Annotated in this window: 18 protein-coding genes and 1 pseudogene; 16 read left to right on the forward strand and 3 right to left on the reverse strand. The window is 63.0% G+C overall.

Annotated features, from left to right (window positions below; all coding sequences use genetic code 11):
- Positions 1–3 precede the first annotated feature (3 nt).
- The 8 genes from ACVMDN_RS12215 to ACVMDN_RS12250 all read left to right on the forward strand — a co-directional run bounded on the left by ACVMDN_RS12215 (position 4) and on the right by ACVMDN_RS12250 (position 5,839).
- On the forward strand, positions 4–1,743 hold the full coding sequence (locus ACVMDN_RS12215) for a DUF3300 domain-containing protein (RefSeq protein WP_076826706.1): 1,740 nt from the start codon (positions 4–6) through the stop codon (positions 1,741–1,743).
- The gene (locus ACVMDN_RS12220) at positions 1,740–2,672 is read left to right on the forward strand and encodes a DUF2950 domain-containing protein (protein ID WP_076826331.1); all 933 of its coding nucleotides are present in this window, start codon (positions 1,740–1,742) and stop codon (positions 2,670–2,672) included. Before ACVMDN_RS12215 ends, ACVMDN_RS12220 begins: the two co-directional genes overlap by 4 nt.
- 29 nt (positions 2,673–2,701) lie before the next feature.
- The gene (locus ACVMDN_RS12225; RefSeq protein WP_076826333.1) at positions 2,702–3,124 is read left to right on the forward strand and encodes a hypothetical protein; all 423 of its coding nucleotides are present in this window, start codon (positions 2,702–2,704) and stop codon (positions 3,122–3,124) included.
- A gap of 188 nt (positions 3,125–3,312) precedes the next feature.
- Entirely contained in the window at positions 3,313–3,741 is a 429-nt protein-coding gene (locus ACVMDN_RS12230) for a universal stress protein (protein ID WP_076826335.1), read from the forward strand.
- 53 nt (positions 3,742–3,794) lie between these two features.
- Positions 3,795–4,091: an HdeA/HdeB family chaperone gene (locus tag ACVMDN_RS12235; RefSeq protein WP_016842236.1), complete on the forward strand. Its 297-nt coding sequence runs from the start codon at positions 3,795–3,797 to the stop codon at positions 4,089–4,091.
- Positions 4,092–4,114: 23 nt separating this feature from the next.
- Positions 4,115–4,408: an HdeA/HdeB family chaperone gene (locus ACVMDN_RS12240; protein WP_310884892.1), complete on the forward strand. Its 294-nt coding sequence runs from the start codon at positions 4,115–4,117 to the stop codon at positions 4,406–4,408.
- Positions 4,409–4,641: 233 nt separating this feature from the next.
- Entirely contained in the window at positions 4,642–4,887 is a 246-nt protein-coding gene (locus tag ACVMDN_RS12245; RefSeq protein WP_157343962.1) for a hypothetical protein, read from the forward strand.
- Positions 4,888–5,101: 214 nt separating this feature from the next.
- The gene (locus ACVMDN_RS12250; RefSeq protein ID WP_057017159.1) at positions 5,102–5,839 is read left to right on the forward strand and encodes an outer membrane protein; all 738 of its coding nucleotides are present in this window, start codon (positions 5,102–5,104) and stop codon (positions 5,837–5,839) included.
- A gap of 105 nt (positions 5,840–5,944) precedes the next feature.
- On the opposite strand, the gene aspD is transcribed toward ACVMDN_RS12250, so the two are convergent.
- Positions 5,945–7,570 carry an aspartate 4-decarboxylase gene (gene aspD / locus ACVMDN_RS12255; protein ID WP_310884891.1) on the reverse strand — a complete coding sequence of 542 codons (1,626 nt, stop codon included), beginning with the start codon at positions 7,568–7,570 and terminating at the stop codon, positions 5,945–5,947.
- 366 nt (positions 7,571–7,936) lie between these two features.
- Here aspD and aspT (ACVMDN_RS12260) point away from each other — a divergent pair, with 366 nt between their 5' ends.
- The gene (aspT, locus tag ACVMDN_RS12260; RefSeq protein ID WP_076826340.1) at positions 7,937–9,628 is read left to right on the forward strand and encodes an aspartate-alanine antiporter; all 1,692 of its coding nucleotides are present in this window, start codon (positions 7,937–7,939) and stop codon (positions 9,626–9,628) included.
- 26 nt (positions 9,629–9,654) lie between these two features.
- The gene (gene aspT / locus ACVMDN_RS12265) at positions 9,655–11,349 is read left to right on the forward strand and encodes an aspartate-alanine antiporter (RefSeq protein WP_076826342.1); all 1,695 of its coding nucleotides are present in this window, start codon (positions 9,655–9,657) and stop codon (positions 11,347–11,349) included.
- On the opposite strand, the gene ACVMDN_RS12270 is transcribed toward aspT (ACVMDN_RS12265), so the two are convergent.
- A complete protein-coding gene (locus tag ACVMDN_RS12270) occupies positions 11,283–11,930 on the reverse strand; it encodes an AraC family ligand binding domain-containing protein (protein WP_246786804.1) in 648 nt (215 codons plus the stop codon). The two genes, aspT (ACVMDN_RS12265) and ACVMDN_RS12270, sit on opposite strands and share 67 nt — an antisense overlap.
- 265 nt (positions 11,931–12,195) lie before the next feature.
- Between ACVMDN_RS12270 and ACVMDN_RS12275 the strand changes: the two genes are divergently transcribed.
- From ACVMDN_RS12275 to ACVMDN_RS12300, 6 genes and pseudogenes are all read left to right on the forward strand, one after another.
- On the forward strand, positions 12,196–13,371 hold the full coding sequence (locus ACVMDN_RS12275) for an MFS transporter (protein ID WP_456835876.1): 1,176 nt from the start codon (positions 12,196–12,198) through the stop codon (positions 13,369–13,371).
- A 19-nt stretch (positions 13,372–13,390) separates the two neighbouring features.
- On the forward strand, positions 13,391–14,266 hold the full coding sequence (locus ACVMDN_RS12280; protein ID WP_076826348.1) for a hypothetical protein: 876 nt from the start codon (positions 13,391–13,393) through the stop codon (positions 14,264–14,266).
- On the forward strand, positions 14,263–15,573 hold the full coding sequence (locus ACVMDN_RS12285; RefSeq protein ID WP_057017167.1) for a tetratricopeptide repeat protein: 1,311 nt from the start codon (positions 14,263–14,265) through the stop codon (positions 15,571–15,573). Before ACVMDN_RS12280 ends, ACVMDN_RS12285 begins: the two co-directional genes overlap by 4 nt.
- Positions 15,574–15,663: 90 nt before the next feature.
- Positions 15,664–16,344 carry a cupin domain-containing protein gene (locus ACVMDN_RS12290; protein WP_076826350.1) on the forward strand — a complete coding sequence of 227 codons (681 nt, stop codon included), beginning with the start codon at positions 15,664–15,666 and terminating at the stop codon, positions 16,342–16,344.
- 677 nt (positions 16,345–17,021) lie between these two features.
- Positions 17,022–17,215: pseudogene (locus ACVMDN_RS12295) on the forward strand (integrase); the annotation flags it as partial.
- Between the two features lie 222 nt (positions 17,216–17,437).
- The gene (locus ACVMDN_RS12300; protein WP_141342443.1) at positions 17,438–18,577 is read left to right on the forward strand and encodes an acyl-CoA dehydrogenase family protein; all 1,140 of its coding nucleotides are present in this window, start codon (positions 17,438–17,440) and stop codon (positions 18,575–18,577) included.
- A 26-nt stretch (positions 18,578–18,603) separates the two neighbouring features.
- Here ACVMDN_RS12300 and ACVMDN_RS12305 read toward each other — a convergent pair whose 3' ends face one another.
- Positions 18,604–21,411, reverse strand: coding sequence for a LuxR C-terminal-related transcriptional regulator (locus ACVMDN_RS12305; protein ID WP_310885961.1), 2,808 nt, complete (start codon positions 21,409–21,411; stop codon positions 18,604–18,606).
- Between the last annotated feature and the right edge of the window lie 4 nt (positions 21,412–21,415).

Raw genomic sequence — 21,415 nt, forward strand, 5'->3', positions numbered from 1 at the left:
GCGATGTTCCGTTGGGGCAAGATTCTGCTCGCGGTTGTGCTGGTGTCGGTGACGTCCGTTGCCGCATTCGCGCAAACGGCTGACAAGCCGCCCGCCCAGACCAGCCCGCCCGCCCAGGCTAGCCAGCCGGCTGCGGCAACCCAGCCGACCGATCAGCTCCTGAAGCCGGAACAGCTGGAAGCCCTGGTGGCGCCGATCGCGCTCTACCCGGACTCGCTGCTCGCCAACGTGCTGGCTGCGTCGACCTATCCGCTCGAGGTCGTGCAGGCCGATCGCTGGCTCAAGGAGCGCAAGAGCCTGAAAGGGGATGCGCTCAAGGCCGAGGTCGACAAGCAGGCCTGGGATGACAGCGTGAAGGCGCTCACCAGCACCGCCGACGTGCTCGCGATGATGAGCGACAAGATCGATTGGACGAAGAATCTGGGCGATGCCGTGCTGGCGCAGCAGCCCGACGTCATGGATGCGATCCAGCGGCTGCGCAGCAAGGCGCAGGCCAACAACAAGCTGGTGACGACCAAGCAGCAGAAGGTCAGCGTCCAGACCCAGGAGAGCAAGCAGGTCATCGTCATCGAGCAGACCGATCCGAACACCGTCTACGTTCCCTATTACGATCCCGCGACGGTCTATGGCGCGTGGCCCTATGCAGACTATCCGCCGTATTATTTCGGCTATCCGTCCTATATCGGCGCCGGGGTGATCGCGGCAGGTCTTGCCTTCGGCGCCGGCTGGGCGATCGGGCGCTGGGGCAATTATTGGGGCGGCGGCTTCAACTGGGGCAATCGCAACGTCTATGTCAATCATCGGACCACCAACATCGCAAATGGCTGGCAGCACAATCCGGCGCATCGCCAGGGCGTCCGCTACAACAACAGCAATGTCCAGCAGCGCTTCGGCGGCAACGCCAATCGGGCCGGTGCCAGCGATCGGATGAACTTTCGCGGCCGTGACGGTCAGCAGGTTCTCAATCCGGGCGATCGCCAGGGTGCAGATCGCGCAGGTGACCGGGCAGGAGACCGCGGCGGCGACCGTGCGGGTGATCGCGCCGGAGATCGTGCGGGAGATCGCGCTGGAGACCGTGGAGGCGACCGCGCCGGAGACCGTGCGGGCGATCGCGGCAAAGGCGGTGACCGTGCCGGTGCCGCCGATCGCGCCAAGGGCGGCGACCGCGCCGGTGCCGGCAACAAGGCCAAGGGCGGCGGCGATCGCGCCAAGGCCGCCAACCGCGGCAATGCCGGTAACCGCGCAGCAGCGGCGAATCGTGGCGGTGGCAGTCGCGGCGGCGCCATGAACGTATCGTCCGGACGGGCAGCTGCGGCGGCATCGGCGCGCGGGCGATCGAGCATGGCCAGCATGCCGCGCGGCGGCGGCGCAAGTTTTGCCGGCCGTGGCGGGGGTGGCTTCCAGGGCGGCGGCGGAGGCGGCTTCCGCGGTGGTGGCGGAGGTGGCGGCTTCCGCGGCGGCGGTGGACGACGCTCCGACATCGCGCTCAAGCACGATATCGAGCTGCTCGGACATCTCGCCAACGGCCTCGGCTACTATCGCTTCTCCTATCTTGGCAGCGACAAGAGCTATGTCGGCGTGATGGCGCAGGAGGTCGAGCAGGTCATGCCGGCGGCGGTGACGCGCGGCGCCGACGGCTATCTCAGGGTCTATTACGACAAGCTTGGGCTCAAGTTCCGCAGCTACAACGACTGGCTTGCCGCCGGCGCGAAGATTCCATCCCCGTCGGAGGCATCACGATGACACGCTCTTCGGACTCGCGACTGGATCGTGTTGCCTCCATCGGCGTGGCCACGGCAACTGTACTTGCTCTGCTGCTGTCTCCGGCGCGCGCCCAGCAAGGCTTCCCCAATCCGGAAGACGCGGCGTCCGCCTTGGCAACCGCCGTCAAGGCCGGCACCAGCCGGGCGATGCTGAAGGTGCTGGGCCGCGATGCCGCCGATATCATCGAGTCGGGCGACGATGTCGCCGACGCCAATGCGCGAGAGAGCTTTCTTTCTGCCTACGACGCCAAGCATTCGATCAAGGCTGACGGCAACAAGAAGGCCACCTTGATTTTGGGGAGGGACGATTTCCCGTTCCCGATCCCGCTCGTCAACAACAATGACGGCTGGAGTTTCGACGCCGCCGCGGGGCGGCGCGAAATCCTCTACCGCAGGATCGGCCGCAATGAGCTGGCCGCGATCCAGACCAGTCTTGCCTATGTCGACGCACAGAACGAATACGCAGAGAAGGATCGCGGCGAGGGTGTGGGCGCCTATGCCCAGCGCATCGTCAGCAGGCCGGGCAAGACGGACGGGTTGTTCTGGCGCGACGACAAGGATCCAAGCCCGCTCGGCGAGCTGGCCGCCCAGGCCGCCGCGGAAGGCTACAAGGTCGGCGAGCAGAGCATGCCGTACCACGGCTACTACTATCGGATCCTGAAGGCACAGGGCTCCGACGCTCCTGGCGGCGCGCTGAACTATGTCGTGAGGGGCAAGATGATCGGTGGATTCGCGCTGGTCGCCTATCCCGCCGAATACGGCAATTCCGGCGTCATGACCTTCCTCGTCAACCACGCAGGCACGGTCTATCAAAAGGATCTCGGCTCACGCACCGATTTCCTCGCCAAGCGCATGATCGCTTTCGATCCGGATCACACCTGGAAGAAAGTGGATCCGGCAAATCCCTGAGCGAGGAGGGGGCTGTGTTGACGCGATCCATGATCCGTTCCGTCGTACTGGCGCTTGTCGCGATGGACCTCTTGGTCGCGCCATGCTTCGCGCAGGCCGTCGGCCACGTCCAGGTCAAGTTCGTGAAGGCCGCGCTCGTCGTGGGCGGCGGCGGCGGCAGCGGCACGTTGACCTACCGCGGGCGGCACTATCGGTTCATCGCGTCCGGCTTCAGCCTCGGCGTGACTGCCGGCGCGTCGGTGACCTGGCTGGAAGGCACCGCTTCAGGCATCAAGGACGTCAACGATTTCGCCGGCAGCTACGCGCTGGTCGGAGCAGGTGGCGCATGGGCTGGTGGCGTAGGCGGGGTGAGCCTGCGAAATGAACACGGCGTGGTTCTGATGCTCAAGGGGCCGAAGGCAGGATTGGAATTCGCTGCCAATCTGGGCGGGCTTACGATCTCGCTGCGTTGAGCTCGGGCTCGATTCGCCCTGCCTCAGTTAGGTCGCAGGTGGAAGGTGCCTCCGCCGCGCGACGACCGGCGTCCGGGGTGCGGCGCCGAGCGATGGATTGATCTATCTCAAGGCCGGGTCCGAGGCGCAGGTGCAGCTTGCACCTGACGGAGGGCGATACGTCATCCAGATAACCGGGAGGTCTAAGCATGTACCGGCACATTCTCATTCCGACAGATGGGTCGGAACTGGCGGAGCAAGGGGTGAAGCACGGGTTGGCGCTGGCGAAATCCCTCGGAGCCAAGGTATCGGTCATCTTCGTCGTTGAGCCGCTCTCTGAAATAGGAGGGCGGTACCGTGATCTGCTCGCGAGATTTGCCGAGATACGCAAGGAAGAGGCCACGAGCGCGCTGGATCGTGCCGCACACGCGGCCAGTGAGGCCGGCGTTCCCTGCGAGACAAGCCAGGTCGAGAGCGCGCACCCCCATCAAGCCATCATCGCAGCAGCCGAGGATAAGGGCTGCGATCTCATCGTTATGTCATCGCACGGGCGCAGCGGGCTCTCCAAGCTTCTCATCGGCAGTGTGACGAACAAGGTGCTGACGCAAGCAAGGACTCCGGTCCTTGTCTGTCAGTGAGGGCGCAGATCGCCGGATAGAAATCACTGTGCACGGAGCTTGGGAGAAATCGAATGAACAAAATCACTGTGTGCCTGGCTCTTGCCGGCGCGGCGTTGTCGAGCCCGCTGCAGGCGCAGACCAGCATCGATATGGCGCGGATAACCTGCTCGCAATACCTCGCCATGTCCCCGGGCGATTCTTCCGTATTTTCTGCCTGGATGAGCGGCTGGTTCAATCAAAAGAAGGGATACGTCTTTGTCGATCTCAACGCGTATGCGCGAAATGTCGCAAGCGTGAAGGCGTGGTGCGCGATTAATCCCACTCAGACCGTGATGGCTGGCCTTGAGCGCTCTACGGCCGGCCAGTGATCAAACAGGGTTGGAAGATAACAATGAAACCATCGATCCTTGCCGTTGCGACCGTTGCACTCCTCGCCACCAGCGTCGTGGCCAAAGCGCAAGTCGTCGTCGATCTGTCCCTCATTACCTGCAAGCAATTGCTGGAGGCGGATCAGGAAAGACAAATGCTGATCAGCTCCTGGATGTCAGGCTATTTCAGCGCATCGAAGAACCTGACCGTCGTCGATTTTCGCTACGTCGAGCGAAACGGCAAGGTTATCGGCAAGTACTGCAAGTCGCACAAGGCGGACACCGTAATGAATGCGATGCAAAAGAACTGGCGCTGATCATCGTCGTTGCGAACGCGCAGGCAGCGGTCGGCATCCTTGTCCTTCTCGGGTCGGAAGTGAAGCCGGCGATGCCAACGGTCGGCAAGCTCGTCGCGGTTCACTCGCGCTTCTGATCGAACCGCTTGTCCCTCAACTCGGGCCGTGGCGCCCGTATTTGTACGGTCCGGGCCCTTGACCAAGGTCAAGGCGCGGCCACCGGCCAGATGGTGTGTCGCTAAGGCTGTTTGCTCTTGCCCGGTGTCGCGGTGTCGGCCATCTGGTATGTCACTTATGAGATTCGCCGACGTGGTCTGCTGGCTCGAAGGGCGCGCAGTCCTCGCGAGACCAGGACATTTGCCAGCGAATCGGAAGCCAAGGCGTTCGCACGGTCAAAACTGGACGAAGGGCTGGTCGTGTTTGCCGGCACCATCAATCCGCACCTCCCCAGGCAATTGATCCCCTCGCAGAACATCGCCGATTGGCTCGTCGAACAGTGAGCCGGCTCCGGCGCTTCCTCTCCGGCAGCACGGGCTTCGTGCTGCGCCGAATGTTGAAAGCACAGCCCAAGCACGGTGTTGGTTTGCCCTTGAGTGTTGCCATTTTGGCACGCGGCTTTTCGTGACTCACATCTAGGCTTCGATCACTGCCCCGATCGGGCGAGCGCAAGGACTGCTTTTCTCGATTAACGCGAAGAGACCCGGAGATCATTCCATGAAGAGATTTTTGCTTTCTGTCGCCGCGATTATCGGCATGGCCACGCCGGCGTTGTCGGCTGACATGGCCGTCAAGGCGGCGCCTGTGCCGGTCCCTCCGCCGGTCTACAACTGGACCGGCTTCTATATCGGTGCGAATGGCGGTTGGGGTGAGAGCCGCACCTGCTGGGATTTCCTCCCCGCCCTGGGAGGTGTCGTGGCCGACGGGTGCAGCTCGCGCTCCGGTGGCGTTTTCGGCGGACAACTCGGCTATCGCTGGCAGGCAGGCCAGTTCGTCTTCGGCCTGGAAGGGCAGGGTGACTGGGCGGACCTGAAGAGCTCGCGCCTCAGCCTGATCGATCCGAGGTTCTCGACGACAACGAAGACCGACGGATTGGGCCTTTTCACCGGCCAGCTCGGCTGGGCCTGGGATGCCGCGCTGTTCTACGTGAAGGGTGGTGCAGCGGTCACCAGCAATCGCTATGACATCTTTACCACGGTCGGCGGAATCGGGGTCGCGTCGGCGACATCGACCCGTTGGGGCGGTACCGTCGGCGTGGGCTTCGAGTACGGGTTCACCCCGAACTGGTCCGTCGGGCTCGAATATGACCGTCTGTTCATGGGCGATGCCAACAACACGTTCTCGGTGGTCAATCCTATCGTGGCCGGCGCCGCCAACCGGATCGGACAGGATGTGGATCTGCTGACGATCCGCCTGAACTATCGGTTCGGCGGGCCGGTCGTCGCCAGATACTGATCGTCCTGGATGGATGTAATTTAGGCCCCGGCATTCTTGCCGGGGCCTTTCTTTTAGTTTTGGCGGCTACCGGACCAAGTGCCCGATGCGCGGCAAGCGCCGCTGTCAGCGTTTTGCGGCTCCGCCCTTCGCTGCCTCGTAGGCGTCACGATAGCCTCTGGCGATGGTCCGAACGCCGCGCCCGATGTCGTCATAGACATCGTCAGGCAGGTTCGCGAGCGAGACGCGAAGCGACCATTCGGGCGCATCGAATCCGCCGCCGTTCAACAGCACGATCCCGTGGGCTTCAGCCAGCCTGAACGCCAGGTCCAGCGGGTGGACGGTCTTCTTCAGGTATTCAACCGCCTCGTCGCCGATATTCTTTCGGGCCCAGAACTCGAAATCGATCAGGGCGTAGTAGGCATCATAGTTCGGATTCGGGCTCAGCTTGTCGGCCAGCCCGAGGCCGTCGAGCATCGACCACAGGCGCTTGTTGACGATCTCCATGCAGGCGGCCTGATAGGCCTTCTTTTCGTCCATCATCTCCGCGAGCGAGAACAGGCTCATCATCACCTGCTGCGGCAACGACAATCCCGCAGTGTGATTGAGCGCCACGTCGCGGCTGTCGGCGACGATGCGGTCGATCAGTTTGAGCTTGCGCGGTTCGAGCGTAAGCGGCCCGTAGCGCTTGTCGAGCGCCTTCACGGCCTCGTCCGGAAGCTTGGCGATCATCTTGTCGAAGATGTTGTCCTCGTGGATGGCGATCGCGCCGAGCCGCCATCCCGTGCAGCCGAAATACTTCGAATAGGAGTAGACGCCGATGGTGTTGTGCGGCAGCTCGCCCAGCAGCGAACGGAAGCCGTGCACGAAGGTGCCGTAGACGTCGTCGGTGAGGATCATCAGGTCGGGGCGCTTGGTCCTGACCAGATTGGCCAGCTTGGCAACCGTCTCCTTGCTCAACGCCATCCCCGGAGGGTTGGACGGATTGACCACGAAGAAGGCCTTGATCTTCGGATCCTCCAGCTTCTTGATCTCCTCGTCGGTGAACTGGAACTTGTTCTCCTGCGGAGCCCTGATCTGAACCACCTTCAGGTCGTAGTCTTCCAGGTGCGTCATCTCGATGTAGGGCGTGAAAATCGGCGTCGCCAACGCGATCGTATCGCCGGGCACCAGCAGCCGGTTGGCCTTCAGCGACTTGAAGAGGTAGCACATCGCCGCCGTGCCGCCCTCGACCGCATAGATGTCGAATTTTCCGGCCGGCCGGGGCTCGCCGCAAACCGCCCACATCAGGTATTCGTGCACGATCTTTTCGTTGTGCACCAGCATGCGGTCCGGCACCGGGTAATTGTCGCCGATGATCGAATCGACCAGCTCGTGGACGAACGCGTCGGGGTTGAAGCCGAATTTCTTGATCGCAAAGGGCAGCATGTCGGTCAGGAAGCTCGCGCCCGGCATGTCCTTGTGCTGCTTGAGCCAGGCCTCGAACCGCCCGGCAATGCCGTTTGCCTGGGGCATGCCGCCGATGCCCGCCGGATGCTCCATCACCCGCTTGCTCTCGGTGATGGCGAATTGTCCCAGCAGGAAGAAGCCTTCGCGCGGCGTCGTGGCCACCCAATTCGGATTGCCCCGCCCGGCGTTCAGGAACGGCATCTGGCTCCGCTTCGAATTGCTCTTGGCGAGGTTGATCAGTTCGTCCTTGATTTCGAAGGGGCTCAACGCCTCGAATTTCTTCAGGGTCAGAAGATCGGCCATTTGACACTCCCGGGGGCGATGCAGGCTGTTGGAATGGTGGCGACAGGCTCTGTTGCCTGCGCAATCGCGCGCAGCATGATCGGCGACCGGTTACGAGCCTTGATCTATGTCAACGGTCACGCGCAGCGCGATGCGATCGCTGCGACGGATCGCCGCTCACGATGTAAGTGCGCGGCTCGTGCGTAGTGTCGGCAAGATCATGAAATCGCGAGGCTCTCGCAGTTGCGGTTGACATAGATCAACATTCTGCTCGCCAACCGCCGTCTGATGTCGACCGATACGGTTGCTCGCCCTTTTCGGCACCCCCCGCACGAGATCGAAGCGGGCGCACGCCGAAGCCCCGGGACAGCATGAACGGGTGACATCATGATCGATTGGCTCTTCCAGACGCTCCGCACCTATCCCGAAATTGCGATCTTCCTCTCGCTGGCCCTGGGCTACTATTTCGGTTCCTTCACCTATAAGGGGCTTGGACTGGGCGCGGTCACCGCGACACTGGTTGCCGCTGTCATCATCGGCCAGATCGGGATCACCATATCAGGGCCGCTGAAACCGTTCTTCTTTCTGATGTTCCTGTTTGCAATCGGTTACGGTGTCGGACCGCAATTCGTGCGCGGTATCGCGCAGGACGGCGTCCCGCAGGCGATTTTCGCGGCCGTGGTCTGCGTCTTCTGTCTGCTGTCCGCCTATCTCGGCGCCAAGGTCGCCGGTTACGACGTCGGATCGGCGATCGGGCTCTATGCCGGCTCGCAGACGATCTCCGCGTCGATGGGACTCGCGACCGACGCCATCAATCGCCTTGGTCTGCCCGCGGACGAAGCCAAGAAGCTGCTCGATGCCATGCCGGTCGCCTATGCCGTGACCTATATCTTCGGCACGGTTGGGTCGGCGATCGTGCTGGCGCTGCTCGGACCGGCGCTGCTCGGGATCGATCTCGAAGCCGCGTGCAAGAAATACGAGGAGGAGCATGGCGGCAAGAAGGAGCTGGGCGGCCCAGGGACGGCCTGGCACCAGTTCGATGTGCGCGCCTATCGCGTTCATGAGCGCGGACCCGTCGCCGGCAAGACCGTCGGGCAGGCCGAGGCGCTGCTTCCCGATCATCGCATCTTCGTCCTCCGGCTCCGGCAAGCCGGCAAGATCGCGGAGGCAACCTCCGACACCGTGATACATGCCGGCGATGTCGTCGCCGTCGCCGGGCGCCGCGATGTGCTGGTGCAGCTGATCGGCGAGCAGGCCGAGGAAGTTGACGATCGCGAGCTGCTGGCGGTGCCGATCGAAGGTGTCGATGTCTACGTGACCAGCAAGGACGTCGACGGCAAGACGCTGGAGCAACTGGCCAAGGAACCGGGCGCTCGCGGCGTATTCCTGCGCAAGATCGCCCGGGGGGCGATCGCGACCGAGATTCCGATCCTGCCGAACACCAAGATCAATCGGGGCGACATCCTCACCCTGGTCGGCCGCACGTCCGATGTCGCTGCCACCACAAAGATGCTGGGCCGGCCGGACCGTGCAACCGATGTTGCCGACGTCGCCTTCATCGGAGCTGCGATCGCGATCGGCGCCCTGGTCGGCGCCTTCGTCTACAAGATCGGAAGCGTGCCGCTGACGTTGTCCACCTCCGGCGGCGCATTGATCTCAGGTCTGTTCTTCGGCTGGCTCCGGTCCGTGCACCCGACCTTCGGCCGCATCCCGTCACCCACCGTGTGGTTTATGAACTCGGTCGGCCTGAACGTCTTCATTGCCGTGGTCGGAATCTCCTCGGGCCCGGGATTTGTCGCCGGCCTGCAAAAGCTCGGCTTCAGCCTGTTCCTTTGGGGCGTCGTCGTGACCACCGTGCCGCTGATCCTGGCGATGTTTGTCGGCAAATACGTGTTCCGCTTCCACGACGCGATCCTGCTCGGATGCTGCTCCGGCGCGCGCACCACGACCGCTTCGCTGGGCATGATCAACGACCGAGCGAAGAGCCAGATTCCCGGTCTTGGTTACACCGTCACCTACGCGGTCGGAAACACGCTGCTGACGATCTGGGGCATGGTGCTGGTGATGATGATGACATAGTCGCGGCCCGGGACCGTGTTGAGACGATGTTGAGCTGGCTGGCGCAATTTCTCGTTCGTTATCCGGAGCTCGCGCTGTTCCTGGTGATCGCGGCGGGCTACTGGATCGGGAGCTTCAAGATCGGCGCTTTCAGCCTTGGCCCGGTGACGGGCGCGCTGTTCGCAGGACTCGCGGTCGGCGATTTCGCGCATGTGCCCGTCTCGAGCATGACCAAATCGTTCCTGTTCCTGCTGTTCCTGTTCGGGGTCGGCTATTCGGTCGGTCCGCAATTCGTGCTGGCGATGAAGCGCGACGGGCTGAAGCCCATGCTGATGGCCGTTGTCGTGAGCCTCACCGGTCTTGTGGCGGCGATCGTCGTGGCACGCGTGCTGCGGCTCGACCCCGGCTTTGCCGCCGGGCTCCTGTCGGGCGCGCTCAGCCAGAGCGCTGCAATGGGTACGGCGACCGACGCGGTCAATTCCCTGCCTGTGTCCGAGGCACAGCGCGCGTTGTTTGTCTCGCATATCGCGGTCGCGGATGCGGTCTGCTACATCTTCGGCTATGCCGGCGTGATCACGTTTTGCACCATTGTCGTTCCGGCGCTGCTCAAAATCGATCTGAAGGCGGAGGCGCTCAAGCTAGAGCAGACCCTGGGCATCACGCGCGCCAAGCCCGGCCTCGCGTCGGCCTGGCGCAAGTTCGAACTGCGCGCCTACCGGCTGGATGCTCACGCTGCGATCGTCGGACTGACAGTTGCGGCCGCCGAAACGCGCGTGCCCGGGCAGCGTGTATTCATCCACCGCATCCGTCGCGGCGAGCGCGTCCTCGAGGCGGAGCCTGCAACGGTGCTGGCGGCAGGCGATGTCGTCGCGCTGTCGGCGCCGCGCCAGATCATCGTCGAACTGATCGGACCGCGCGGGGAGGAGGTCGAGGACCGGGAGCTCCTCGATATCCCCGTGGTCGCGGCGGACGTGTTCCTGATCAACGCGAAGCTCGCGGGCAGCAGCCTCCAGCAGGCGTCTGAACAAGACTGGACGCGCGGCCTTTATCTGCGCTCCATGAGCCGGGGCGGTGAAGCGCTTCCGATCGCTGCGGGCACGGTTCTGGAGCGCGGCGATCTGCTGAGCATCGTGGGTCCTGAAACCGTGGTGCAGAATGCGGCCAAGAGCATCGGCGTCATCGTCGCGCCCAGCACCACGATCGATTTCGTGGTGCTGGGGCTCGCGATTTTCCTCGGCGGCCTCCTTGGCGTTCTCATAAGCTTTTCGGTTGGCGGCATCACGATCTCGCTGAGCACCAGCGTCGGCACGCTGCTCGCCGGACTTCTGGTCGGCTACCTCCGTACGCGTCTGCCGTATTTCGGCCGGATCCCCGACGGCGCCATCAGCCTGATGACATCGCTCGGACTGGCTGCGTTCGTCGGCCTGACCGGGATTCATGCCGGGCCGATCTTCCTTTCCGCGATACGCGAGTCGGGCATCGGGCTGCTGCTGGGCGGCATGATCGTCACCCTGTTGCCGCAGATCGTCGGCTTCTGCTTCGGCCATTTCGTGTTGCGCATGAACCCGATCCTCCTGCTCGGTGCGCTGACTGGAGCACAGACGGTCACGGCCGCGATGGCGGCCATTCAGGAGCGCTCGGGCAGCTCCGTGGTGGTGCTTGGCTACACGCCCGCCTATCCGATCTCCAATATTCTGCTGACGACCTGGGGATCGATCATGGTCGTTGTTTTCGCTGGATGACGGGGCAGGGACGGCTCGCGCCTACCTCGCCATTGAGAGCGGCGCACAAGCGAGCGTCCCCCTGGTCCGGACGACCGTATTCCGCCTGTTCCGAACTGAACCGCGGTTTCCAACGAGTCCCTGCGGCCAGGATCGGCGTAGAGGGTTTCACAGAGGGCCAGCAAGCCCGGGTGGGTGGGCCAAGGTAACGCTGCCGAGATCGGCGTCGCCCGCCGCAACTGATCGAGGATGAGCGCGATAACGCGGTCGGCGTAGCGACGATCCTCGCTTTTCAGCGACGCGGCTTCCACGATGAGCGTCCGCAGGAGCGGGGACACATGGATGACGGTCGTGCGCGAAGTCATGCCTTGGCTGGCAGCATTGGCGACCCAGAGGCTCCGGAATTCCGCTCCCATCAGCGAGCCGACCGAATGCTTCGTACCGGCCGGCAGCCAGACGGCCTGTTCCGGAGAAATGACGACGCGCCGTCCATCCGCCTTCACGGTGAGCGCGCCTGAGATCGCGTAGACCAGCTGATTCCAGCTGTGACTGTGTTCGGCGAAGTAGCTCCTCGCGGGAAGAGACTGCACCCGAACGATCAAAGGCTTCGGTGATCCGAGGCCCTGCGGGGCATCGACCGTCTTCCAGCCGGCATTCCCTGGCGAAATGTGACGTTACATCGACATAAATTGGCAATCTGTAGAAGGAAAAGTCCAGCGATTTCTCCTTAACTCCGACGCGGTGATCCACGGCCCGGTGGATCGGCCACTGGTCTGATCGACGTCCCATCGACGGACATCTAACGGCGGAGCAAGCCGCAACGTGAACTTCAATTTTTCCGTTCCCACCCATGAGGCGCCGACCGCCATTCGCCGCGAGCGCAACAATGTCGCAAGGCTGGCTGTCGCCCAGGCTTTCGCAGGCGCCAATTCCACGGTCGTCTACGCAACCGGGGCCGTGGTCGGCGACGTGCTGGCGCCCACCAAGGCACTTGCGACGCTGCCGGTCTCGGTTTTTGTCGTCGGCATGGCTCTGTGCACGCTGCCGGCGGGCGTTGTCGCGCAGCGCTATGGCCGGCGCACGACATTCCTGCTTGGTGCAGGCAGCGGCGTCCTCGCAGGCTTGATTGCGGTCCTGGCGGTACTCAACGCGTCATTCCCGCTATTCTGCGCCGGGACCTTCTTTGGCGGCGTCTACGCGGCCGTGGTGCTCTCGTTCCGCTTTGCGGCGGTCGATTGCGCAGCACCTGAACGGCGTCCGCGCGCGCTCTCGGCCGTGATGGCTGGCGGTGTGTTCGCCGGTGTGATCGGTCCACAGCTTGTGACGCACACCATGAATCTGTGGGCGCCGTACCTCTTTGCCGCGACGTTTGTCGGCCAGGCGGTGGTTGCGGCGCTCTCCGCGGTTATTCTGGCGGGCGTTGAGCTTCCTCCGCTGACTGCAACGCATCTCAACGCCGGAAGGCCGCTCGCTGTCATTGCCCGGCAGCCGCGCTTTATCCTGGCCGTGATCTGCGGGGTCGTCTCCTACCTGCTCATGAATTTCCTCATGACCGCAGCCCCGCTGGCGATGAAGCTCTGCGGGCTGCCTCAGGAATCGGCCAATCTCGGTCTGCAGTGGCACGTCATTGCGATGTACGCCCCGAGTTTCTGGACCGGCCGCTTGATCACGCGCTTCGGCGCATCCGCGATCGTCGCGGTCGGGCTGGTATTGATTGCGGCCTCTTCGTCGGTGGGCCTGCTCGGGATCGATGTCGTGCATTTCTGGGCGACGCTGAGCCTGCTCGGGATCGGCTGGAACTTCGGCTTCATCGGCGCCTCCGCGATGGTTCTGGAGTGCCATCGTCCCGAGGAAAAGGCGCGCGTTCAGTCGCTCAATGACTTCGTGGTCTTCGGCACGATGACCGTCGGCTCCTTCCTGTCGGGCGGGCTGCTGTCGTCCTTCAGCTGGTCGACCGTCCTGATGCTGTCGTTCGCACCACTCGTCGCCGCATTGCTGGCACTCATCGGCTTTTCATACCGGCCCACCGCACGACCAAGCTAGCGTCTCGAGGAGAATCCACATGAGCGTAGCGGAAACCCCGGTTCAATATATGGAGCGAACGCGCCAATATTACCGTGCCCTTGGTTACGACAACGACTATGTCTGGGCGAGGTTTGATGATGTCCCTTTCATCAAACCTGCCAAACTGTCATCGGATCTGCGTATCGCACTGATTACCACGGCCAGTCCGCCGGATTTTGACGGCGTCAAACGGGTGTGGTCGGGTGAGGTTTCGCCGCCGCCCGGGAAGCTGTTTACCGACAACGTTGCGTGGGACAAGGAGTCGACCCACACCAATGATCCGGGCAGCTTCCTGCCGGTAGAAGCCGCTTTTGGATTGGTCGGCGAGGGCGCCCTTGTCGGACTGACCCGGCACTTTCACGGCGTGCCGGCAGAATACAGCCAACGGAAAACGAACGCGGAGGATGCACCTGAAATCCTGGCACGGGTTCGAAAAGACGGGGCTGATGCTGCGATCCTTTGCCCCCTTTGCCCCGTGTGTCATCAGACCGTAAGCTTGGTGGCCCGGCATCTGGAAGCGAACGGCATTCCGACGGTCATTGTCGGCTCGGCGCAGGATGTCGTGGAGCACTGCGGCGTGCCACGGTTCTATTTCAGGGATTTCCCGCTGGGCAATCCTTGCGGGCATCCTTGGCGACCGGACATGCAGCGCGAAATCATGCGCCAGGCGCTCGCCCTTTTTGACACGGCGACGGCGCCGCGAACGACTGTGAAAGCGCCATTTGCGTGGAAGGAGGAGGGTTCCCTTTGGCGGCCCCGGTATGGAAGAGTAAATCCAGAGGATCGCGAGCGGCTGCTCAAGCTGGGTGACGAGCGCCGCCGGCGGCAAGCCAAGGCCAAGCAGGTTTCCATGGAGGGAGTGTCATCAAAATGACCGAGAGTTCGATGGGAAATCGGGTGGGCGTTCTTGAAGACCGGTACGGCAACCCCTTGAGCACAAGCTCTGCCGCCGCCCGCGACGCATATGTCGCCGGCGTCGACAAGCTGCTCTCGGCTGGGTCGGGGATTGACCAGGCATTCCGCGACGCGATCGCCGCCGACGAAGGTTTTGCTCTGGCGCACATTGCGCTTGCGCGAACCCTGCAACTGCTCGGTCGCGGCAACGAAGTCAAAGCGCCGCTCGAACGCGCGATCGCGCTGGCGCCTGCTACGACTTCGCGCGAGCAAGGTCATATTGCGATCTTTGCCAAGATCCTGAGTGGTCAAGGCGCTGCGGCGGTTTCGGCGATCGCCGAACATATCAAGCACTGGCCGCGCGATGCCATGGTGCTGGCACCGGCCACCGGTGTCTTCGGCTTGATCGGCTTCTCGGGCAAGTCCGGCCGCGAGATTGAGCAACTGGCGATGCTGGAGCCGCTTGCAACCCATTACGGCGATGACTGGTGGTTTCGAACCGTGCTCGCGTTTGCCGAAATCGAGCTGCACAGGCTCGACAGTGGTTTCAGGAATATCGAGACCGCACTTCGTGGTTGTCCCCGCAACGCTCACGCTGCGCATATCAAGGCCCATCTGTTCTATGAGAAGGGACAGCGCGAGGAGGGGCTGGCTTATCTCGAGCAATGGAACGCCGCTTACCCACGCGAGGCGCAACTGCATTGCCATATCAGTTGGCATCTTGCCCTGTGGTCGCTGGAGACCGGCAGGCGGGATCAAGCCTGGCAGATCTATCGTGAGGCGCTGCATCCGGGCGGCTCATGGGGGCCGCAAATCAATGTCCTCACCGATTGCGCCTCGTTCCTTGCGCGCGCCGAGATGGCGGGCGAGCCGCGATATCCGGAACTGTGGAGCGAGATCAGCCAGTATGCGGCGAAGTGGTTTCCCAACTCGGGGATCATCTTTGCCGACATGCACAGCGCGCTCGCCTTTGCAATGGCCGGCGATGCGGAGGCCTTGGCCAGGATCATCGAGAACCCGAAGGGACCCGCCGCGGACATGGTGGTGCCCATCGCGCGCGGGTTCGATGGTTTGGCCAAGGGGGACTGGACACGCGTCGTCGATGAGCTAACGCCCGTCCTGGCAACCCATGAAAGGGTTGGAGGCAGCCGCGCGCAGCGCGACCTGCTGGAATATTCCGTGACTTGCGCCTTGCTGCGCAGTGGTCGCGCCGACGAGGCGCGGCGGCTGATCGCGTCACGACGACCGCAGAATGCGGCGAGCGGCGTTCCGCTCGCGGGGTTCTGAACGTGTCCTGGTTTAGGACCTGCGCTGGTCAAGAGATCCGAAATGGAGAAGCGGTGGGTTTCGGATAGCGCAGCCTGAGGGAGAGTAACGATGCGCATCAACGATGATCTGTCGAAGCCTGTTATCATTCACGCCTCGAAGCTGGACTGGGTGGCCAGTCCGTCGGCCGGCGTGGATCGGCGCATGCTGTTCCGCATTGGCGCCGAGGTCGCGCGCGCCACCTCGATCGTGCGCTATGCTCCCGGTAGCGCCTTCCCGCGTCATACGCATGGCGGTGGAGAAGAGATTGTCGTCCTTGAAGGTACCTTTCAGGATGAGCATGGCGACTATCCCGCGGGCAGCTACTTCCGCAACCCTCCGGGGACGTCACATGTTCCCGCCTCGAAGGACGGCTGCACAATCTTCGTGCGGCTCTGGCAGTTCCGGGACGAGGACCGGAACCAGGTCGTGCGTCAGCCAGGTGAGGGCCAACAGGTTGCGCCGCGCCCCGGTGCAAGCAACGTCAGCGTGCTATTTGACGACGGCCACGAAGAGGTCCGCCTTGAAGACTGGCGGCCGGGTGAAATCGTCAGCCTTGCGAACGCGCGCGGGCTCGAGTTCTTTGTTCTATCGGGGGGACTAACGATCGGGGGCGAGACGCTGCAGCCGCAGGGCTGGGGTCGGCTACCCGCCGGCGTCGACCTGAAAGCGACGGTGGGCCCGCAGGGCGCGAAAATCTGGGTCAAGGAGGCGCCGCTGCTGCATCCGGATGTCTGTCGACTTCCCGGGTAGCCGGTACAGTTCTGACCGCCTCCGTTGAGCTCCCTGCAATGGCGAAGCTGGCTTTGCATGGGGTTGTTTTCGATATTTTGGTTGGGCCGGCCTGTTTCGGCCGGGCAGCGCTCCGAAACATCGTGTTGCATTGAACCGATGTTGCGGCTAGGCAATTGAGATGACATGGAAATTTTCCGTCGCCCCGATGATGGATTGGAGCGAGAGTTTAAGCTTTTCAATCGGTTAGATGATGGCGTGTGCACGACGTGTGCACCGGGAGATCGAGAAAAATCTCAACACAGCCAACGTGCGCAGGCCTGTGGCGCATGTGCCTGGATCTGAACTTCCGAGGGCAGGGCGAGGCGAGTGCTTAAGTGCGGTCTCAGCTGTTCGACGCGGAATGGTCGAAAACCGTTGGGTTTGACTCCCACTCTCTCCGCCATTTCTACGCTACGGCTCTCCACTGTATCCAGTTGTTCGAATCCACCGCTAATCCGCCGAAGATCTACGCGATGCTGCGCGATTCATCGCTCAAGCCCGTAGTTTTTCATCGTGAGTTCGGAGGAGGGGTTTTCCGCCACTGTACTGCTCCCCTCAGCATCCCGTTGTCCGAAGCGACAGCAAAAAACAAGGCGCAGCGCGACAAGCCGTTGTGGCTAGCGGTCGCACTGCTCGGGCCGCGCGCGGCCATACGGCTCGATACGGCGCTCATCATGGCCGCGGATACGATCTCGGGCTATCCTCAGGGTCTCCTTGACAACTTTGAGTTCAAACAGATCTCCTAGGCCCCTGATCGAGATTCACGAAAAGCTGCCTTGGCGCGCTTCCGGAAAAGAGCTTTGATGGTGAGTCAGAGATGATCGAAGAGGAGCGCTGTTTGGCTGCATAGATCAAGGACATACGCGGAGCGCGCTTGGCGTCCACTATTTCCGCAGGACTCCGCAGTTCGAATGTTGTTCGCCATCAAAATGAATCCCCGCTCTGTTCAAAGAGGTTGAAAACGCCAAAAGACATGGCGCAGCCCTACCCGCCACGGGTGGTCTTCTTCGGCGGACACTGAACTATCCTCGGCCTGATACACGCCCACGTCCATTCCGAGGAGAACTGCTCCGTGCATATCGCCCGCAAAGTCTTCCGCGAAGACCATGAAATGTTCCGTGCCACCGTGCGCCGCTTCGTCGAGCGCGAGTGCGTGCCGCGACAGGACGAATGGGACGAGGCCGGCCGGGTCGATCGCGAGGTTTGGCGCAGAGCGGGCCAGGAGGGGCTGCTGGGGGTAATTCTTCCCGAAGAGTATGGCGGAGGCGGAGGGGACTTTGGACACGCTGCGGTCATGGCGGAGGAGATCGCTCGGGCCAATGTCAGCGGTCCCGGCTTTCAGGTGCACTCCGACATCATAGCGCCCTACATCGCGCGGGTCGGGAACGAGGAGCAGAAGAGGAAGTGGCTGCCTCGCGCCTGTTCGGGTGAGTTGATCCTCGCGATTGCGATGACGGAGCCGGGGACCGGTAGCGACCTCAAGTCGATCAAGACGACGGCCGTCAAGGAAGGCGATGAGTACGTCATCAATGGGAGCAAGACCTTCATCAGCAACGGGCTGAACGCCGACATTATTATCGTGGTCTGCAAGACCGATGCGACCGCGGGGGCGAGGGGCATGAGCCTCATCGTCGTCGAGGCCGATCGCGAAGGCTTCCGGCGAGGACGCAAGCTCAAGAAGGTCGGGCAGCACGCCCAGGATACGGCCGAGCTGTTCTTCGACAATGTCCGTGTTCCGTCCAGCAACCTGCTCGGTGAGGAAGGAATGGGGTTCCGATACCTGATGGGTGAGTTGCCGCAAGAGCGGTTCTCGATCGCGGTTTCGGCGGCGGCACGCCTAGAAGCAGCGCTCGATCACACACTCGCCTACGTCAAGGAGCGGAAGGCGTTTGGCCACACGGTCTGGGATTTTCAGAACACGAAGTTCAAGCTCGCCGACATCAAGGCCCAGGCCGTCGCGGTGCGCCTGATGATCGATCACTATTTGGCCGAGCACATGAAGCGCGGATTGACGCTACAGGAATCCGCGATCGCCAAGCTGTTTTCGACCGAGACCTTGGGGAAGGCGCTTGACGAAATGGTCCAGCTCCACGGCGGTTACGGTTACATGCTTGAGTATCCGATCGCTCGATCGTTCGTCGATATGCGCGTCAGCCGCATCTACGGCGGAACTAGCGAGGTCATGCGCGATCTGATCTCACGCCAGCTTTGACCCGGCCCTGCGCACCGCATAGTGCCTCAGGACGTTGACGCCGCAGCACCGTCCGCATTCCAGCCGAGATCGCGCATGCGCGCGACCGCATCGTCGCGGCCGGCAACGCCGAGCTTGCCGTAGATATTCTTGAGGTGCCATTTCACCGTGTCGGGCGACAGCCCCAGCGCCCGCGCGATCTTCTTGTTGGGAAATGCTTGCGAAAGCAGGCGGATCACATCGAGTTCGCGATCGCTCAAGCTGTCGAGAATCGCCGATCGGCTCTCGGCACCATCGCCTCGTGGCGTGGGCGCGGCTGTTTGAGCTGACACTTCCGCATCGCGCAGCCGTTCGACGTAGAACGACAGCAGGACATCGAACCCGAATTCGTCGCCGCACCAGCGGATCAAATCGAGCGCCGAGGCATCCGCATCGAGCAAGCTGCGCACGAGGCCGAGCCGATGGCCGAGTCGCAGGGCCGCCAGCGTCGCCTCGCCGGCCTGCTCACGCATGCCTCGCCTTTTGGCGGCGAGGGCGTTCTGCAGTTGCAGCATCGCCACGATCTGCTGATGACCACGTGCCTCGCAAAGTTCGATCAGCGGTCCGAGCCGTGCGGCCGCCGCCTCGTAACGACCGACCGCAACGTCGGATCGAACCTGCGCCCGCGCGACGATAATGAAGATCTCGTCGCCCAGATGGCTGCCGGATTTCGGGTGCGTCCGGCCGATATCCTCAAGTGTCGCGAGCTTGCGCTTCGCCGCCTCGAATTCACTTTGCTCCAGGTGACGTCGAACCTGTTCGCCGAGGCTGTACGCGAGCAGCCGATCCAGCTTGAGGCTGACTGCGTAGTCTTCGAGCCGATCCAAATATGAGAGCGCCTCTTGGCGCCGCCCGGCAAGCCAGTGCGACGCCGATAGCACCGACAGGACGCGCAACACCGAATCCGGAATGGAGACGCGTTCGAGCACGTCGACGCGATCCTCGAGCAGTTGCAACGCGGCCGATGGATCGTTGAGCTCGTAGAGCGCCTCTCCGAGCAGCGCCGCCGCCAGGCACGCCGGATCGATGCAGGAGGGGCCGCGCTGCTCGGATTCATAGAGCACGTCGCGATAGATCCGTTCCGCTTCGATGATCTGGCCCTCCAGCGCATAGCTGAGCCCGACCAGGCAGCGGCCCTGCAGCCGGCCGCCGGGGGAGCCGAGCAGCGGCACGCCATCGGCTCGGGTCGCAGGAGCAGTGAGCTGAATCTGTCGCGCCAGCTCATAGTCGGCGCGGTGCATGTAGAGCCAGCTCAGGATGTTGTCTCGTCCGCCGATGGCCGCAGGGTCCGCGTCCTCCGGTGGATGCAGCATTTGCGGCAGAACCCGCATGGCCGCGTCAGTATCGTCGCAAGCGACCGCCAGCGTCGCCTTCACGAGTGCAAGGGCAAACTGGGCGGAGGCGTCGTCGGCCGGCAAGTCGGCCTCGAGCCGCCGCAGGCCGTCGGCGCAAGCGTCGAGTTCCCGCGCCAGCAATTGCGATCGCGCCATCCATAGCCGCAGGTTGGCCCGCGCCTGGATTTCCTGTTCCGGCAGTTGCCGAACCAGGCTGTTCATATTGCGAAACTGGCCGCGCGCGAGCAGATCCTGACCGTACTGGTCCAGCAGTTCTGCGGCCGCTGCGGCTTCGTTGGCCGACAAGGCATGGCGAACCGCCTCATCGACATAGCCGTGATCCCGGAACCAGATCCACGCCGCTTTGTGGTACTGCAGCTGCTGCGCCTCCGGATGCTGGCGCAAGCGGGCCCGCATGGCTTCGCCCAGGAGCGGGTGAAATCGGTACCAGGTCTCGCGGTCCGACGTTTCGACCGGGATGATGAAGACATTCTGCGTGACGAGGCTGGCGAGCAGGGATCCGATCCTGTCGCTGTCTTCCTCCTTGCCGAGAAGTGCTGCGCAGAGGGATGCGCAGAAGCGGTTGCAGATCGATGCGGCCTCGAGCAGCGCGTACTCGGCCTTCGAGAGCTTCGACAGGATCTCGTGCTCGAAATAGTCCGTGAACGATTGCTCGTCCTGGATCTGGCCGCGGGACACGAATTTGGTATCCCGCAGGTCGCGCTTCCGGGACCAGCCGATCGAGAGCAGTTGCAGACCGGCGACCCAACCGTCGGTGAGTTCATAGAGGCGCTGGGCGGTGCGGCGGTCGATGGCGCCGAGCTTGCCCTTGAGGAAGGCCTCGGCCTCGCCCTGAGAGAAACGCAAGTCCCGAAATCCGAGCTCAAAGACGCTGTGTTGAGCACGTAGCCGGGAAAGTGAGACCGGTGGAGCGCCGCGGCAGACAAGGACGAAATGCAAGTTGCGCGGGCCCTGGTCGAGCAGCCATTGCAGGGCCCAGCGGCTGGCTAAGTCAGTCAATGAATGAAGGTCATCGAGAATCAACACGATCTCTCGCGGCCGCGCTGCGATGCTCCGGACCAAGGCGATAAGTGTGCGCTCGACGGCCTCACTGTCGACGCCTCGCCCCGTGAGCTGCGATGCAGTATCACTGATTGTTGGATCGACCTCGGAAAAGCTCGCCAGCAAATAGTCCAGCCAGCGGGCAACCTCGTTGTCATCGGGCGCCAGCGTGAGCCACGCCACGTCGAAGCCGAGTGCGAGCAATTCGCGCCGCCAAGCCGCCACCAATGACGTTTTGCCCGATCCCGCGGGGCCGTCGACCAGCACGCAACGATGCCGCCGCGCCTTGACCAATTGCGCGATCAGGTGATCTCGCGGCAGCAGGCGGCCGGCCTCGCGCGGCGGGAACAGCTTTGTCGTGACGATCGATTGAAGGGGCTCGGGTGATGCACCTGCATCGCTCGGCCGGCGAGACGTCATCTCA

It is taken from the genome of Bradyrhizobium sp. USDA 4510 (assembly GCF_054059095.1).

Excerpts from the sequence above, each read along its gene's own strand:
- ACVMDN_RS12215 (WP_076826706.1), top strand. The coding sequence starts at position 4 with ATGTTCCGTTGGGGCAAGATTCTGCTCGCGGTTGTGCTGGTGTCGGTG.
- ACVMDN_RS12220 (WP_076826331.1), top strand. The coding sequence starts at position 1,740 with ATGACACGCTCTTCGGACTCGCGACTGGATCGTGTTGCCTCCATCGGC.
- ACVMDN_RS12225 (WP_076826333.1), top strand. The coding sequence starts at position 2,702 with ATGATCCGTTCCGTCGTACTGGCGCTTGTCGCGATGGACCTCTTGGTC.
- ACVMDN_RS12230 (WP_076826335.1), top strand. The coding sequence starts at position 3,313 with ATGTACCGGCACATTCTCATTCCGACAGATGGGTCGGAACTGGCGGAG.
- ACVMDN_RS12235 (WP_016842236.1), top strand. The coding sequence starts at position 3,795 with ATGAACAAAATCACTGTGTGCCTGGCTCTTGCCGGCGCGGCGTTGTCG.
- ACVMDN_RS12240 (WP_310884892.1), top strand. The coding sequence starts at position 4,115 with ATGAAACCATCGATCCTTGCCGTTGCGACCGTTGCACTCCTCGCCACC.
- ACVMDN_RS12250 (WP_057017159.1), top strand. The coding sequence starts at position 5,102 with ATGAAGAGATTTTTGCTTTCTGTCGCCGCGATTATCGGCATGGCCACG.
- aspD (WP_310884891.1), bottom strand. The coding sequence starts at position 7,570 with ATGGCCGATCTTCTGACCCTGAAGAAATTCGAGGCGTTGAGCCCCTTC.
- aspT (WP_076826340.1), top strand. The coding sequence starts at position 7,937 with ATGATCGATTGGCTCTTCCAGACGCTCCGCACCTATCCCGAAATTGCG.
- aspT (WP_076826342.1), top strand. The coding sequence starts at position 9,655 with ATGTTGAGCTGGCTGGCGCAATTTCTCGTTCGTTATCCGGAGCTCGCG.
- ACVMDN_RS12280 (WP_076826348.1), top strand. The coding sequence starts at position 13,391 with ATGAGCGTAGCGGAAACCCCGGTTCAATATATGGAGCGAACGCGCCAA.
- ACVMDN_RS12285 (WP_057017167.1), top strand. The coding sequence starts at position 14,263 with ATGACCGAGAGTTCGATGGGAAATCGGGTGGGCGTTCTTGAAGACCGG.
- ACVMDN_RS12290 (WP_076826350.1), top strand. The coding sequence starts at position 15,664 with ATGCGCATCAACGATGATCTGTCGAAGCCTGTTATCATTCACGCCTCG.
- ACVMDN_RS12305 (WP_310885961.1), bottom strand. The coding sequence starts at position 21,411 with ATGACGTCTCGCCGGCCGAGCGATGCAGGTGCATCACCCGAGCCCCTT.